The sequence below is a fragment of the Steroidobacter cummioxidans genome, from assembly GCF_003104955.1.
In genome coordinates, this window is record NZ_LSRW01000013.1 from 81,922 (window position 1) to 97,206 (window position 15,285).

The 15,285-nt window shown below is 62.3% G+C and carries 16 protein-coding genes and 1 tRNA gene; 8 read left to right on the top strand and 9 right to left on the bottom strand.

Features of this window, described 5'->3' with window-relative positions:
- Positions 1 to 26 precede the first annotated feature (26 nt).
- Positions 27 to 1,709 (top strand): gamma-glutamyltransferase, encoded by a 1,683-nt coding sequence (ggt, locus tag D0550_RS09080; protein WP_116808803.1) that lies wholly within the window; start codon positions 27 to 29, stop codon positions 1,707 to 1,709.
- Positions 1,710 to 1,722: 13 nt separating this feature from the next.
- Here ggt and mutM read toward each other — a convergent pair whose 3' ends face one another.
- Positions 1,723 to 2,538, bottom strand: coding sequence for a bifunctional DNA-formamidopyrimidine glycosylase/DNA-(apurinic or apyrimidinic site) lyase (gene mutM / locus D0550_RS09085; protein ID WP_116808804.1), 816 nt, complete (start codon positions 2,536 to 2,538; stop codon positions 1,723 to 1,725).
- 114 nt (positions 2,539 to 2,652) lie between these two features.
- Between mutM and D0550_RS09090 the strand changes: the two genes are divergently transcribed.
- Positions 2,653 to 3,843, top strand: coding sequence for a DesA family fatty acid desaturase (locus tag D0550_RS09090; protein ID WP_206606169.1), 1,191 nt, complete (start codon positions 2,653 to 2,655; stop codon positions 3,841 to 3,843).
- A gap of 158 nt (positions 3,844 to 4,001) precedes the next feature.
- On the opposite strand, the gene rpmG is transcribed toward D0550_RS09090, so the two are convergent.
- The 3 genes from rpmG to radC all read right to left on the bottom strand — a co-directional run bounded on the left by rpmG (position 4,002) and on the right by radC (position 5,223).
- A complete protein-coding gene (rpmG, locus tag D0550_RS09095; protein ID WP_116808805.1) occupies positions 4,002 to 4,157 on the bottom strand; it encodes a 50S ribosomal protein L33 in 156 nt (51 codons plus the stop codon).
- Between the two features lie 19 nt (positions 4,158 to 4,176).
- Positions 4,177 to 4,413, bottom strand: a complete 237-nt coding sequence (gene rpmB, locus D0550_RS09100) for a 50S ribosomal protein L28 (RefSeq protein ID WP_116808806.1) — start codon at positions 4,411 to 4,413, stop codon at positions 4,177 to 4,179.
- A 135-nt stretch (positions 4,414 to 4,548) separates the two neighbouring features.
- A complete protein-coding gene (gene radC / locus D0550_RS09105; protein WP_116808863.1) occupies positions 4,549 to 5,223 on the bottom strand; it encodes a RadC family protein in 675 nt (224 codons plus the stop codon).
- A 226-nt stretch (positions 5,224 to 5,449) separates the two neighbouring features.
- On the opposite strand from radC, the gene coaBC reads away from it, so the two are divergent.
- Both coaBC and dut read left to right on the top strand, forming a co-directional pair.
- Positions 5,450 to 6,700 carry a bifunctional phosphopantothenoylcysteine decarboxylase/phosphopantothenate--cysteine ligase CoaBC gene (gene coaBC / locus D0550_RS09110; protein WP_116808807.1) on the top strand — a complete coding sequence of 417 codons (1,251 nt, stop codon included), beginning with the start codon at positions 5,450 to 5,452 and terminating at the stop codon, positions 6,698 to 6,700.
- Positions 6,690 to 7,181 (top strand): dUTP diphosphatase, encoded by a 492-nt coding sequence (gene dut, locus D0550_RS09115; protein ID WP_322109536.1) that lies wholly within the window; start codon positions 6,690 to 6,692, stop codon positions 7,179 to 7,181. The genes coaBC and dut overlap by 11 nt, the downstream gene beginning before the upstream one ends.
- 10 nt (positions 7,182 to 7,191) lie before the next feature.
- On the opposite strand, the gene D0550_RS09120 is transcribed toward dut, so the two are convergent.
- Together D0550_RS09120 and pyrE are read right to left on the bottom strand one after the other, a co-directional pair.
- Positions 7,192 to 7,854, bottom strand: coding sequence for a DUF4124 domain-containing protein (locus D0550_RS09120; protein ID WP_116808809.1), 663 nt, complete (start codon positions 7,852 to 7,854; stop codon positions 7,192 to 7,194).
- A gap of 134 nt (positions 7,855 to 7,988) precedes the next feature.
- On the bottom strand, positions 7,989 to 8,621 hold the full coding sequence (pyrE, locus tag D0550_RS09125; protein WP_116808810.1) for an orotate phosphoribosyltransferase: 633 nt from the start codon (positions 8,619 to 8,621) through the stop codon (positions 7,989 to 7,991).
- Between the two features lie 139 nt (positions 8,622 to 8,760).
- On the opposite strand from pyrE, the gene D0550_RS09130 reads away from it, so the two are divergent.
- Positions 8,761 to 10,041, top strand: coding sequence for an AmpG family muropeptide MFS transporter (locus tag D0550_RS09130; RefSeq protein WP_116808811.1), 1,281 nt, complete (start codon positions 8,761 to 8,763; stop codon positions 10,039 to 10,041).
- Positions 10,042 to 10,072: 31 nt separating this feature from the next.
- On the opposite strand, the gene D0550_RS09135 is transcribed toward D0550_RS09130, so the two are convergent.
- The 3 genes from D0550_RS09135 to D0550_RS09145 all read right to left on the bottom strand — a co-directional run bounded on the left by D0550_RS09135 (position 10,073) and on the right by D0550_RS09145 (position 12,273).
- The gene (locus tag D0550_RS09135) at positions 10,073 to 10,405 is read right to left on the bottom strand and encodes a DUF6763 family protein (RefSeq protein ID WP_116808812.1); all 333 of its coding nucleotides are present in this window, start codon (positions 10,403 to 10,405) and stop codon (positions 10,073 to 10,075) included.
- Between the two features lie 240 nt (positions 10,406 to 10,645).
- Entirely contained in the window at positions 10,646 to 11,374 is a 729-nt protein-coding gene (trmB, locus tag D0550_RS09140; protein WP_116808813.1) for a tRNA (guanosine(46)-N7)-methyltransferase TrmB, read from the bottom strand.
- On the bottom strand, positions 11,371 to 12,273 hold the full coding sequence (locus D0550_RS09145) for a LysR family transcriptional regulator (RefSeq protein WP_206606170.1): 903 nt from the start codon (positions 12,271 to 12,273) through the stop codon (positions 11,371 to 11,373). Before D0550_RS09145 ends, trmB begins: the two co-directional genes overlap by 4 nt.
- A 107-nt stretch (positions 12,274 to 12,380) precedes the next feature.
- Between D0550_RS09145 and D0550_RS09150 the strand changes: the two genes are divergently transcribed.
- From D0550_RS09150 to xth, 3 genes are all read left to right on the top strand, one after another.
- Positions 12,381 to 12,456, top strand: a tRNA-Gly gene (locus tag D0550_RS09150).
- Between the two features lie 121 nt (positions 12,457 to 12,577).
- The gene (locus tag D0550_RS09155) at positions 12,578 to 14,404 is read left to right on the top strand and encodes a DUF885 domain-containing protein (protein WP_116808814.1); all 1,827 of its coding nucleotides are present in this window, start codon (positions 12,578 to 12,580) and stop codon (positions 14,402 to 14,404) included.
- A gap of 7 nt (positions 14,405 to 14,411) precedes the next feature.
- Entirely contained in the window at positions 14,412 to 15,185 is a 774-nt protein-coding gene (gene xth / locus D0550_RS09160; protein ID WP_116808815.1) for an exodeoxyribonuclease III, read from the top strand.
- The last annotated feature ends 100 nt before the right edge of the window (positions 15,186 to 15,285 follow it).

Here is a 15,285-nt window from a genome sequence, read left to right on the forward strand (position 1 = left end):
GGGTTTGGCGGGCGCGCCGAGATCTCATGAAAGTCATTCCCCTGCTGCGTGCTCGCGTTTTATTGGTTGCGTTGTTGGTGTTGCCGCTGACGACGCTGGCGGATCAACCGCAGCGTCCAGGCAGAGCTGGAATCGCGAGCGCGCATCAGTTGGCGACCGAAGCGGGTATGGAAATTCTACGCCAGGGCGGCAATGCATTCGATGCGGCAGTCGCGGTGAGCGCCGCGCTCGCAGTGGTCGAGCCGAGCAGCTCGGGCTTGGGTGGTGGCGGCTTCTGGTTGTTACATCGCTCGTCCGACGGTTTCGAGACAATGGTCGATGCGCGCGAAGTCGCGCCCGGCGCCGCCACTCACGACATGTTTCTCGATGAGCAGGGCAATGTCGTCAAAGGCCGCTCAACGTCGACTGCGCTTGCCGCAGGCATTCCGGGTGAGCCCGCCGGTTTCGAACATCTTTCCAAGACGTACGGCAAGCTGCCGTTCAAGACCGTCTTGCAGCCGGCGATTCGGCTGGCGCGTGAAGGCTTTCCACTGAATGAGCGACTGCGCGGTGGCATCGTCGCCAAGCGTGAGACGTTCAATGCCGGTGCCGCAGCGAAAATATTCCTACGCAACGGTGAGGTGCCGGCGGTCGGCACCTTCATCAAACAACCGGAGCTGGCGAAGACGCTGACGACGCTCGCCGAGCGCGGCGCTGACGGCTTCTACAAAGGCCCGGTGGCGAAGCAGTTGGTCGACGGCGTGAAGAAGATGGGCGGCATCTGGTCGCTGCAGGATCTCGCCGAGTACAAAGTCGTAGAACGCAAGCCGCTGTATGGCGAATATCACGGCGCGCGCATCGTCACTGCGCCGCCGCCGTCATCGGGGGGTGTCGGTCTGATCAATGCGTTGAATATTCTTTCCGGCTACGACCTGAAGTCCCTCGACGCAGCGACGCGCGTGCATCTGATCGTGGAAGCGGAGCGCCGTGTGCACCGTGATCGCGCCGAGTATCTGGGCGATCCGGATTTCGTGAAGGTACCGGTCGAGCAGTTGCTGAGCCCGCATTACGCCGCGGGTCAGCGCGCGTCGATTCGCATGGATCGCGCCACGCCGAGCGATTCGCTCCCCAGCATTGCTCCGGCCCCGGCAGGTCCGCAGACCACGCACTTTTCCATCATCGATGCCGATGGCAATCGCGTCGCCGGCACCATGTCGATCAACTTTTTCTTCGGCTCCGGCTTGATGGTGCCGGGCGTCGGCATTCTGCTGAACAACGAAATGGACGATTTCGTCGCCAAGGCCGGCGTGCCGAATGGCTTTCGCCTGGTGGGCGCCGAAGCGAATGCGATCGCACCGGGCAAGCGACCGTTGTCGAGCATGACGCCGACATTTGTCGAACGACCGGATGGCGTGATGGTGCTCGGCACGCCCGGCGGCAGCTACATCATGGGCATGGTGTTGCTCGCGACGCTGGATTGGATGCACGGCATGTCGCCGGACGAATTGGTGAAGAAGGGCCGCTTCCACCATCAATACATGCCTGACGTTCTGTCGTTCGAGCCGGGTGCGTTCAGCGCCGACGTGCAGGAGACGCTGAAGAAGTACGGCCACAACCTGCGCGAGTCGCGTCAGCCCGGCAACATGCAGATCGTCACGTGGGACTACAAGACCGGTGAGGTCAGGGCCATCTCCGATCCGCGCGGTGTTGGCGTTGGCGTCGTCTACTAGTTATTTCTACTGGTCATTTCTGACATTGCGGACAGAAATACGTCGAGCGTTGCCCCTGCACGAGTTGTTTGATCGGTGTCTTGCACACTCGACACGGATCCTTGGTGCGCTCGTACACGAATAGCTTCTGCCGGAAATAGCCGGGCATGCCTTCCGGGTTGATGTAATCGCGCAGCGTCGTGCCGCCTTCGCGGATCGCGTCTTGCAGCACGTCTTTGATCGCTTTCACCAAAGCGTCGAACTCAGGCCGCTTCAGCCGGCCGGCGGCGCGGCGCGGGCGCACACCGGCCCGAAACAGCGCCTCGCTTGCGTAAATGTTTCCCACCCCGACCACGACCTGGCCGTTCATGATCAATTGCTTGATCGCGACGCTGCGGCCCTTCGCGACCCGCGCCAGATATTCGCCATTGAACTCGTCCAACAGCGGTTCCGGTGCCAGCGACTTCAGCAGTTTGTGCTGGAGTGGGTCGCCGTCGGTCCACAGCAGGCTGCCGAAACGGCGGGGATCATTGAATCGCAGGCATTGCCCCCCATTCATGACGATGTCCACATGGTCGTGCATGGAAGGCGGTGTCGAGGCTGGCAGGACGCGCAGGCTGCCCGACATACCCAGATGCAGGATCATGCTGCCGCGCTCGAGGTCGAACACCAGGTACTTCGCGCGCCGTCGCAGCTGAACCACGCGCTGCCCGGCCGCCAGTTCAGGCAGCTGTTTCGGAATTCGCCAACGCAGGCGCGGCTCGCGGACTACGATTTTTTCGATGATGTGTCCCACCACCGACGATTCGATGCCGCGGCGGGTGGTTTCTACTTCAGGAAGTTCAGGCATGGGACGCCGTGCTCAGGGAATGGCTCATTTGTGGGGGCTTTCCAGCTCCGTTATAGTCCGGCGAGAGCCATTTTCTCCAATCCTATAAGCTTTGCGTTCGATGCAGGGGCACCAGTGAACCTCGATTTTCTGTACGGCATTTTGAATCTCAGCTTCTGGGAATACGTGCTGGTGACCTTCGTGTTGATCCAGATCACGTTCATGGGCGTGACGCTGTATCTGCACCGGGATGCCACGCATCGCAGCCTCGACCTGCACCCAGCGCTGCGTCATTTTTTCCGCTTCTGGCTGTGGATGACCTCGGGCATCGTCACCAAGGAATGGGTGGCCGTGCATCGCAAGCACCACGCCCGTTGCGAGACGCCGGAAGATCCGCACAGCCCGGTTATCGTCGGCCTGAAGAAGGTGCTGCTGGAAGGCGCCGAGCTGTACCAGGCGGCGGCTCGCGATCCGGAAGTCACCGAGAAGTTCGGTCGCGGCACGCCCGACGACTGGATGGAGCGCAACGTCTACGCCAAGTACCGGAACATGGGCATCGTGCTGCTGATCGTCGTCGATCTGCTGCTGTTCGGCGTCCCCGGCATCATCATCATGGCGGCGCAGTTGATGGCCAATCCGCTGCTGGCGGCCGGCGTGGTCAATGGCGTGGGCCACTACTACGGCTATCGCAACTTCGAGTGCTCCGATGCAGCCCGCAATGTGATGCCTTGGGGCTTCCTGCTCGCCGGCGAAGAGCTGCACAACAATCATCACGCCTTCCCGAGCTCGGCGAAGTTCTCGGTGCAGCGCTGGGAGTTCGATATCGGCTGGCTCTACATCCGCATCTTCAAGGCACTGGGCCTGGCTCGTGTGCTGCGGACCGCGCCGGAGCCGGTGAAGGTCGAGCCTCGCGTGCACATCGATCTGGAGAACGTTCGCGCGGTGATCGTAAATCGCATGCACGTGCTGCGTGACTACACCCGCCATGTGACGTTGCCCGTCTTTCGCGAAGAGCTGCGCAATGCCGGCGGCGTGTTGAGCGGTCCGGTTCGCAAGCTGCTGGTCCGCGAGCCGACGCTGCTCGACGTGCAGGCCCGCTCACGATTGAGCGAAGTGCTGGAGGCCAATCAGACGCTCAAGACCGTGCACGAATTCCGCGAGCGCCTGGCGGTGATGTGGAGCGGGGCGCACATGAGCAACGACAAGCTCATTCAGCATCTGCGGGAGCTGATCGCGCAGGCCGAGGCCAGCGGCATCAAGGTGCTGCAGGACTTCGCGAACACGCTGCGCAGCTACTCGATGCCGATGCAGCCGCACGCTGCCTGATCTCCAGGCGTTGGCGCAACCGCCAACCGAAGAGCCCGCCGTAAGGCGGGCTTTTTTATTTACGACCCAAAGGTATTTGCAGCCCAAAAGCAAAAGGCCCACCGAAGTGGGCCTTTCGAGATTCAGCAAAGCGGTCCGCCGCCAGCGGACCTGCTCACTTACTTGATCTTCGCTTCCTTGTAGGCCACGTGCTTGCGGGCCTTGGGGTCGAACTTGCGCACTTCCATCTTGTCCGGATGCAGGCGCTTGTTCTTGGTGGTGGTGTAGAAGTGGCCGGTGCCGGCCGTGGACACGAGCTTGATCTTTTCGCGCATGGCTTGAAGCTCCTACTGGTTAGAGCGCAACGCCCTTGGCGCGCAGCTCGGCAACGACAGTATCGATGCCCTTCTTTTCGATGGTGCGCAGGCCGTGGGTCGACACGCGCAGGCTGATGAAGCGGCGCTCGCTCTCGACCCAGAAACGCTGCACGTGCAGGTTGGGGAGGAAGCGGCGACGACGCTTGTTGTTGGCGTGTGACACGGTGTTACCGGTCATCGGCCCTTTGCCGGTGATCTGACAGACTCTGGACATGGCGGATACCTAATCTGAAGGCGGCCAGCCCATAACACATGGGGGGCTGGGCCCAAAAACGAGTCGCGCTTTATACCAGCCGGCGCGGGCTTAGGGAAGCCGTCAACGCCGCGAAAATACCTGAAAGGCATTCTTTTACAGCCAACCCCGCTCGGCGAACGACTCGCAAACCCCATCGCCGACCACCAGATGGTCCAGAACTTTGATATCCACCAGAGCCAGCGCGTCGCGCAGGCGGACGGTGATGCTCCGGTCCGCCGGGCTGGGCTCCGCAATTCCGGAAGGGTGGTTATGGACCAGAATCAGGGCCGCGGCGTTCCGGGACAGAGCCAATCGCAACACCTCCCGAGGGTGCACGGTGGCGCCATCGATAGTCCCTCGAAACAGCTCCTCGAAGCCGACGACCCGGTAGTGGCTGTCCAGCAGCAGGCAGCAGAACACCTCATAAGGCAGGTCTCGCAGGCGGAGTTGGACAAATTCGCGGGTCGCTCTCGGATTCTCGAGGACCGAGCGGGCCGCCATCAGTTCCTGGTAGTGCCTGCGCGTCAGCTCCAGCGCGGCCTGGAGCGCCACATATCGGGCTGTTCCGAAGCCGCGAGCCTTACAAGCGCGCGTCTTGTCGGCCGTGAGAAAGGCACGCAGAGATCCAAAGGCAGCGATCAAGTCCCGCGCTAGATCCAGCGCGTTACGGCCGCGCACGCCCGTGCCCAGCAGGATGGCGAGCAATTCGGCCTCGCTCAGGCTCGCTGCGCCGATTTTCAGCAATTTCTCTCTCGGCCGGTCGCTCTCCGGCCAATTGCGAATCGACATCCTTGTCTCCCGCCGATGCTTTGAGCGTCTTGCCTGCATGCGGCTAGTCTGCCGGGCAGTGCTGCGCCCGATTTGGCTCGAATTGGTGCGATTTTGGCGCGAAATGTCCTGCTTTCCGCGGCTAAGTTGCGCTATGCGGGGCGCGGCCGAGGCTATACCCGCGCGGAATGCCGGTATGCGACGGCGACGTTTGCCGGGCCCTCCGCCCGCCCCCATAATCGGCTCCATGAGCTCGAAGCCTCGCAAAATTCTTCTGGGTGTCACGGGCGGTATCGCGGCCTACAAAAGCCCGGATCTGGTGCGCCGATTGATGGACCAGGGCGCCGAAGTCCAGGTCGTGATGTCACGTGGGGCCCAGCAATTCGTCACCGCACTGACGTTCCAGGCCGTGTCCGGCAAGCCGGTGCGCGATGATTTGTGGGACGAGAGCAGTGAAGCGGCGATGGGACACATCGAGCTGGCGCGCTGGGCGGACGAAATCGTGATCGCGCCGGCGACGGCCGATTTCATCGCCAAGCTGACCCATGGGTTTGCCGAAGACCTGCTGACGACGCTGTGTCTGGCGACCACCGCGCCGATCACCATCGCGCCGGCGATGAATCGTCAGATGTGGGCCAATCCTGCGACTCAAGCCAACGTTCGCATATTGAAGGAGCGCGGCGTGCGGGTGCTCGGTCCGGCCAGTGGCGAGCAGGCCTGCGGTGAAGTGGGTGTCGGTCGGATGCTCGAGCCGACGCAGATCGCTGCTGAAGTTTTCACGATCCGCGGTGGCGCGGGTCCGTTGCAGGGGCTCAAGGTCGTTGTTACCGCAGGTCCGACGCGCGAGAAGATCGACCCGGTGCGATTCATCAGCAATCGCAGCTCCGGCAAGATGGGCTACGCGGTCGCTGAAGCGGCGCGCGAAGCGGGCGCTCACGTCGTACTAGTGAGCGGCCCAGTGCAGATTCCGACACCTCGCGGCGTCGAGCGCGTCGATGTGGAAAGCGCTGAACAAATGTTGAGCGCAGTTCAGAGCAGTGTCGCCGATGCGGATATTTTCATCGCCGCGGCCGCGGTTTCCGACTATCGCTGTCGAGAGGTCGCCTGCGAAAAGATCAAGAAGACCAGCGACACGCTCAATCTTGCATTGGCGCGGGCGCCCGATGTGCTGGCCACGGTCTCTCGGGGCGAGTCGCATCCGTTCCTGGTGGGCTTCGCAGCCGAGACCGAGCACGTCGAGCGCAATGCGCTGACCAAGCTGGTCAACAAGAACCTCGACATGATTGCCGCCAACAAAGTCGGTGACGGTCTGGCGTTCGACAAGGACGAGAACGCACTCACCGTGTATTGGCAGGATGGCAAACGCGAGCTTTCGATGACCAGCAAAGCGGCTCTGGCGCGCCAGCTGGTCGAGCTGATCGCCGAGCGCTACCAGGCGCGCGGCAAGACTCAAAACCAAAACTCAACGCCTGCTTTGACCGCCGCTCATGCCCGCTGATGGAATGACTTCCGGCGATGGCGTCCGCCGTCGCTTGCAGATTCGTGTGCTCGATCCTCGCATCGGCCGCGACTATCCCTTGCCTCAATATGCAACCTCAGGCTCGGCGGGTGTCGACCTGCGCGCCTGTATCGATGCGCCGCTCGAGCTGAAGCCGGGCGATACGCAGCTGATTCCTTCCGGGATCGCGATTTATCTGCAGGATCCGGCGTATGCCGCCATCGTGCTGCCGCGCTCGGGGCTCGGCCACAAGCACGGCATCGTGCTCGGCAATCTGGTGGGGCTGATCGACTCGGATTATCAGGGGCAGATCTTCGTGTCGTGCTGGAATCGCGGGCAAAGCACTTTCACCATCCAGCCGGGTGAGCGCATCGCGCAGCTGGTGGTAGTGCCGGTGGTGCAGGTCGAGTTCGACGTGGTGAACGAGTTCGTCGCCACCGAGCGTGGCGCGGGCGGCTTCGGCAGCTCGGGCCGGGGCTGACTGAGGGTTATTAGAGCCCCTTCAGCTCTTTGAAGCGTTTGATATCCGCGCTGAAGGACGCTTTGACGTCGGCCTGTTCGGTCACGTTCTTTTCCAGCGATTCCTGGTACACGCGCAAGCTGTTCACGGTGTTGACCATGTCTTCGGCGAGATGGTCGGGCAGCGGCGGTGCGCCCGGTCTTTCGTTGTATGGCTTGAAGCGCGCGATCTGAGTTTCGAGGCGGTTCTGCCGCTCGCGCATGGTGACGATGGTCGCCTCGGTGGCGCGATGTTGCGCGACCAGCAGCTCGAGGCGTTGATCGCGCAGCCGCTCGATGTCTTCTACGCTCAGGTACGTTTCCAGGAGCATGCGATCGCGCAGCTGGCGTTCCTGCTTCAGCTTGCGTTCGCTGCTTTCGGTCGCTTCCCGCGACAGGCGGGCGGCACGGGTGCGGTCGCCCTCGATGACCCGCAACACCGAGCCCTGCGCATTCAGAACCTCGGTGTCCTGGCCGGTGCAGCCGGGCGGCATGCTGTCGCTGAACAGCTGTTGGCCATTGATGTCCTTGCAGCGGTAATAGGCTTCCTCGGACGACTTGGTCGGCCGTTGTCTTTGCGCGGCGAAAGCAGTACTCGATGCGACGCCCGATGCGACTATCGCAACAACGATCGTCAGTGTGCGTATCCCGCGCATCGGTTTGGAATTATCCCCTGGAGTTGGACGGTTATTGTGCCGCAGGGCGCTGTTGGGTCAACTTTGGACGGTTTTGGTCACATGTGACGTCGCTCCGGCCCGCGCTGGTTGGCACGGTAAGAGCGCACATCGGTTCAGCCCGACACCCCGTATTCACCGCGATAACGCTCGACTGCTGCCAGTTGTGCCGCGTCTCCGCTCTGCCTCAGATAGTCGATCAGATCGGCCAGGCGCAGGATGCTGGTCACCGGTAGTTGCAATGTCTGTTCCACTTCCTGAACCGCGGACAGCGGACCCTGGCCGCGTTCCTGCCGGTCCAGCGCGAGCATGACTCCGACGGGCTGTGCGCCGGCGCCGCGAATGATATCGGTGGCTTCGCGGATCGCGGTTCCCGCGGTGATCACGTCGTCGACGATCAGTACTCGCCCGCGCAGTGGCGCGCCGACGATATTGCCGCCTTCGCCATGGTCTTTGGCCTCCTTGCGATTGAAGGCCCAGGGCACGTCGCGGCCGTGCTGGTCATGGAGCGCCACCGCCGTGGTCGCCACCAGAGGGATCCCTTTATAGGCGGGGCCGAACAGCACATCGAACTCGATGCCGGCATCTTGAATCGCCTGCGCGTAGGCGCGCCCCAGCTCCGCCAGCGCCCGCCCCGAATTGAACAGACCGGCATTGAAGAAGTACGGGCTCACCCGGCCCGACTTGAGCTTGAACTCGCCGAAGCGCAGCACGCCGAGTTGCAGACAGAGGTCGATGAAAGAACGCATGCCAGAAGATGTATGAATGAGCTGAATGAATGACCGCGGGCGATGGTAGTCGATTTGCGCGCGACATCGGACATAGATCAAGCCTGATTTCGTGCTGGTTCGGGCCAATGGCCACGGCGGCCTTCTATAATCGCCCGCCATGAGCACAGTGGCAGCAGGCACAGCACAGGCAACCCCGGCATCCAAACCGAGGTGGCGTGACATTCTGGCCAGTCCGAAGATGGTCGCCATCATGGTGCTCGGGGCGGCTTCGGGTTTTCCGAATCAGATCACCGAAAGCGCCTTGCAGGCCTGGCTGAAGGACAGCGGTGCGAGCAACACGACCATCGGCATCCTGTCCTATGTCGCGCTGCCTTACCTGCTCAAGTTTCTGTGGGCGCCGGCCATCGATCGCTATCCGCTGCCATTTCTGGGCCGGCGGCGGGGCTGGATTGCGCTCATGCAACTGTGCCTGGCAGTGGCGATTGGCGTGTTCGCCTTGCAAAACCCCACGGTCTCGCTGACGCCGATCGCGGTATGCGCGGTCGCCATCGTATTCTTCTCTGCAACCCAGGACATTGCGATCGACGCCTATCGAACCGACGTCTCGCAACCGCATGAGCGCGGTCTGGCGGCCGCCGCGAATAATCTGGGCTATCGCACGTCGGCGTACATCGCGTCCGCGTTCGCGCTGGTAATGGCGGACTGGGCCGGATGGAAACCGGCGTTCCTGATTCTCGGCGTGGTCATGGCGGCCTTCTGCCTCGGCACGCTGCTGGCGCCTGAACCTCACTACGAACATCAGCCGCCGCGCAGCTTGAAGGAATCGCTGGTCGTGCCGCTGCGCGAGTTGCTGGGCACTCCGAGCGCCATCGCCTTCATCGCGCTGGTCATCCTGTTCAAGGTCGGGGACGCGTTCGCGCTGCGATTGTTCACGCCGTTCATGATGGACGTCGGCTTCACCAAGACCGAGATCGCCCTGGTGCTGAAGGCGCTGTTCACGGCCAGCGGCGTGATCGGTGCGATTCTCGGCGGCGTGGCGATGGTGCGGCTGGGATTGTTGAAATCGATGCTGATCTTCGGCGCGGTGCAAGCGGCCTCGAACTTCCTTTATTACGCGATGGCCCTGACGGGCAAAAACTACGCATTGATGATCGTTGCGGTGGGCGTCGACAACATCGCCGGCGCGATGGGCAATATCGCCTCGGTCGCGCTCATCATGGCGTTGTGCGATGTGCGCTACAGTGCCTTTCAATATGCGCTGCTGTCGGCGATTGCGCTGACGCCGCGCTATTTGCTCGGCGGTCCGGCCGGCTGGATCGCGGATAATGCCGGTTGGCCCATGTACTACGTCATCAGCGTGCTGCTGGCCATGCCAGGACTGCTGCTGGTGTGGCTGATGCGCCAGAAGATCATACAGCTGGATCAGCCTCGCGCCTGAGCGCGGGGCTGACCAAGAAACATCGGGACGATTACAAATCCCGCGGCGCCGGCCACTCGGAATAGCCCGAGGCTTCGGAGCGATCCAGGCTCATCAGCGGATCGGTCCAGACGCTGGCTGCGCTGATTTCCCGGTCGGACTCATAGTCCTCGGGCTCGACATCGACCGAGCCGGTCCAGTCCTCCGGCGCCTGCGCCTCTTCGAAATCCTGTTCGTCCCACGCTTCCAGATCGAACTCTTCGATGGTGCCATCGAAGTGCTGGACTTCCACGGTGCCGTCGTCGCGATCGACCGCAACTACTTCGAACAGGGCGCCATTGAGGCGGCGATACCAGTCACCCACGACGGGACTCGGCGAAGTCATTGACCATCCTCCAGCAGGAGTGAGGGAGCATCCTTGCGGAAGCATCCATGCGTCATGCGACATGCGCGTCGAATTGAGGTTTGTTTTAGACCTGCGCCGCGCTGGATTCAAGTGGGATTTTTTCTGCAAGGCATCAAGCAAAGTGACATCCGCGGGCGCGCGTGCGCTACAAATTCACCCTCACAGCGCGTGGTGCTAGTGGCGCAACATGAAATTCTTCTAGTGATGCCGGATGTGACTTTATTGTGATGATGAGCGCGTGCGTGTGTAGCTCAGGTCCCAGACGCCGTGGCCCAGGCGCTGGCCGCGCCGCTCGAAACGCGTAAGTGGGCGTTCTTCGCTGCGGGCGACGAAACCGGTGTCCGGCGCATCGTTCGCAAACGAGGCCGAGGCATCGATCACTTCGCGCATCTGTATCGCGTAATGTTCCCAATCCGTCGCCAGTCGCAGCTTGCCGCCCGGCGCGAGCACACGTGCCAGCAGCTCCACGAATTCCGGCTGGATCAGGCGGCGCTTGTGATGCCGTTTCTTGTGCCAGGGATCGGGAAAGAAAATATGGATGAACTGCACGGAGGCGGGCGCGAGTTGCTGTTGTAACACCTCGACGGCGTCGTGACAGATGACGCGTAGATTCTTCAGTCCGGCGCTCTCCGCGCCCAGCAGCAGGTGACCGACGCCGGGCTTGTGAACTTCCACGCCGATGCAATCCAGCTCCGGATGAGCCTGCGTGAACGCCAGCAAAGCCTCGCCGGCGCCGAAGCCTATTTCCAGCATGCGCGGCGCCTGACGGCCAAACATTCGATCCAGATCGACCGGCTGCGCGCTGAATTCGACGCCGTAACGCGGCCACAGCTCATCCATCGCGCGCTGTTGAGCGGCAGTCTGACGGCCGCCGCGGATCACAAAGCTACGGATGCTTCGACGCGACGGCGGGGTCGCCTCGTTTTCTGGAGACTGGTCTTCGGTCATTTCTGGACGGCGAGGGACTGCAAATGGTCGTAAAGCAATTTCGCAGCCGAGTGCAAAGGCACGCCAGTGCGAATACAAAGAAACAGCTGCCGATGCGCCCACGGATCGGTCAGCGGCACCGACGCGAGTGACAGCGAGCGGATGTAGGCGCTGGTCGCAGCTCTGGGCACGATGCTGACGCCGAGTCCGGATGCGACCATGGCGCAGGCCGCGTCGAAACTCGTGACTTGCACGCGCCAGTGCAATGAGCGATCTGCTTCGGTGGCCGCGCGGGTGAGCAAACGATGCAACGAGCTGCCGGCATGCAGGCCGACGATCGGTTCATCGATCAGTTCTGCGAACGACAGGTAGCCGCGTTTCGCCAACGGATGATCGGGTTTCAACACGACGACCAGGTCGTCATTTCTGAAAGGCACCGTGGTCAGGCCTTCGATCGCGGGCAGCTCGCTGACGATGCCCAGATCGGCGGAGTTGTCCGCGACCGCGGCCGCAATCGCCGAGCTCACATGTTCTTCGAGATGCACATGGATGTCGGGATGCTGTTTTGCAAACGAGGCCAGCGCATCCGGCAGGAATTCGACGATGGCGGAAATGTTTGCAAACATCCGCACGTAGCCGCGCGTGCCCGAAGCATGTCGTCGCATCTCATCGTCGAGCTGTGCCGCCTGATGCAGCAGCACGCGCGCTCTTGCGAGCAGCGCATGGCCCGCGGCAGTCAACTCGACGCCTTTCGCCCCGCGCAGCAACAGCGGGCAGCCCAGATTGTCCTCCAGGTCGGAGACGCGTTTGCTCACCGCCGAAGCGACGGTGTGCGACCGCTCAGCGGCGCGCGCGATGCTGCCCGCATCGGCGACGGCCACGAACAATTCCAGGTCACGTAGATCGAATCTCAAAGCCACGGAAGACATCGGCGGGGTGAATCGAGGAGCGGCAGTATACCGCCGAAGCCGCGCCCAGCCCCGCGCCAATTGATCGGCGGCGGATCAGCCCCTAGAATCGACCAAACGCGGGTGTAGCTCAGTTGGTAGAGCACAAGTTTCCCAAACTTGAGGTCGCGGGTTCGAGACCCGTCGCCCGCTCCAGATTCCAGCCCGGGTCCCTCGGACCCCGCCTGGACCCCATGCCTCATCCTGCCGCAAGTGCCACGGCAACCTCGTTGCCGCGAGCCGGCTCGTGATTCTTATTCAGAGGGATAGTCATCAGATGACCGCCAGCCGACGCGATTTCATAGTGGGCACCGGTGCCGCTGTGGCCCTGGCCAATCTGCCGCTGAGTGTTCGAGCCAGTCAGGCCAGTGCCGACAAGGCCGCCGAGGCAGTGCTCGCCGGGCTGGCTGAAGAATTGCTGGTCGACTATCCGGAAACCGCCAGCGGCCTGGGCATCGATACCGGCCCACGCGCGCCGTTGAAGTCAAAGTTGACGGACCGCTCTGCCGAGGGCCAGCGCGCGATTGCCCAGCGAGTCGCGCAACGCTTGCAGCGGTTGAAGGCCATCGATACGTCGAATCTGAGCGAGGCCACTCGCATCGATGTGGACGTCATGCGCACCGCGCATGAGTTTGCCACCGAAGGCTTCGCCTTTCCTTATGGCGATGTCGCCAATCTGAATCAGAACTGGTCGTATCGAAACGCGCCGTATGTGGTTGCTCAGAACACCGGTGCGTTCCTGGAAATTCCCAGCTTGCTCGACATCAGCCACACGGTGGAAAAGCCGGCGGATGCCGAGGCGTATCTGTCACGGCTGGAGGCGTATGCGGGGCAAATCGATGGCGAGACTGGCCGCCTGCATGCGGCTGCGGCGCAAGGCGTGATCGCCCCGGACTTCCTGCTCGACAAGACGCTGAACCAGCTGCGCCTGGCCAGCGCTGGCAACGTTGCTGAATGGTCGCTGGTCACTTCGCTGGCGAACCGGACCAAGAACATGAAGGGCGATTACGCGGCCAAAGCAGCGAAGCTCGCGAAGGACAAGATCGCGCCCGCGTTACAACGCCAGCTCACGGAATTGGAAGAACATCGCAAGCGGGCCACCGGCGATGCGGGCGTGTGGAAACTGCCGCGCGGTGACGAGTATTACGCTTGGGCGTTGAGCACGGCTACGACGACGCGCATGACGCCCGAGCAGATTCATGAGCGCGGCCAGGAAGAGCTGCGCGCGTTGCACGCCGAGATGGATGGAATTCTCAAAGCGCAGGGCATGACGCAGGGCACGGTAGGCGAGCGCATGACGGCGCTCGGCAAGCAGGAGCGCTTCCTGTTTCCCGACAATGATGAAGGCCGCAAGCAGATCATGGCGCTGCTGCACGATCGCGTCGCCGACATTCGCAAGCGGTTGCCGCGCGCATTCGCCACGCTCGTCCCCGGACATCTCGAGATCATCCGCATGGCGCCCGAAGTGGAGCCGGGGGCGCCCGGCGCCTACGGTGGTGCCGGCTCGATCGACGGCAAGTTGCCGGGCAAGTTCTGGATCAATCTGCACACGACCAAGCTGTGGACCACGTATGCCTTGCCGACGCTGACGTATCACGAGTCGATTCCGGGTCACGTCTGGCAGGGCGAATATACCTTCAAGCTGCCGCTGTTCCGTTCGCTGCTGCCATTCAACGCGTTCGCTGAAGGTTGGGCGTTGTATGCCGAGCAGCTGGCGGCCGAGCTGGGCGTTTACGACGACGATCCGTTCGGGCGGCTGGGCTATCTGCAATCCATCGCGTTCCGCGCCTGTCGTCTGGTGGTCGATTCCGGACTGCATGCGAAGCGCTGGACCCGTCGGCAGGCGATCGAATGGTTCGCTCGCACCAATGGCTCGGGTCTGGACGAAGTGACCAGCGAAGTGGATCGTTATTGCGCCTGGCCGGGCCAGGCGTGCGGTTACAAAGTGGGCCACAGCGAGATCAACCGGCTGCGCGCCAAGGCGCAGCAGGCGCTCGGTAACAAGTTCGACTTCCGTAAGTTCAACGATGCCGTGGTGAAGGGCGGCGACGTGCCGCTGGTCGTCCTGGCACGCAACATCGACGCGTTCATTGCGAAAGGCTGATTGACCGATGAGGATCGCTACATACAACGTCAACAGCATTCATGCTCGCTTGCCCAGTCTGCAGCGCTGGTTGCAGGAGACGGCGCCCGATGTGGCCTGCCTGCAGGAGTTGAAAACGCCTTCGGAGAAGTTTCCCGAAGCCGCGATCCGTGAGCTGGGCTATGGCGTGATCTGGCACGGGCAGAAGAGTTACAACGGCGTGGCCATTCTCAGCAAAGGCTGCGAGCCCACCGAGATCCGGCGTGCGTTGCCGGGCGATCCCGAAGATTCGCACAGCCGCTACATCGAAGCAGTGGTTCGCGATGTGACCATCGGATGTTTGTATTTGCCCAACGGCAACCCGGCGCCGGGCGAGAAGTTCGATTACAAGCTGCGCTGGCTCGAACGCCTGCGAGTGCACGCCGCCGAACTGGTCGGCAGCAGCAATGCCGTCGTGCTGGCCGGCGATTACAACGTCATTCCCACCGGTAACGATGTTTATAAACCCGAGCGCTGGGTCGATGACGCGTTGTTTCGCGTCGAGACGCGCGAGGCGTTCGGTCGTATCGTCGAGCAGGGCTGGCTGGACGCAATCCGGCATCTGCATCCGGACGCGACGATTTATACCTTTTGGGATTATTTCCGGAATGCCTATGGCCGCGACGCCGGCCTGCGCATCGATCACCTGATGTTGAATGCGCCAGCTGCGCGCCGGCTCAAGGCTGCAGGAGTCGATCGCGATGTGCGCGGCTGGGAGAAGCCGAGCGATCACGCGCCGACCTGGATCGAGCTGGAGGATTAGCCGTCCCTTGCTAGCCTGGTCGTGGCGGTCTGCCTCAATTACGACTTTCGGCTGATAATTTCCTGGCGCGCGGATCCCAAGACCCACTGCTCGCGTTAGT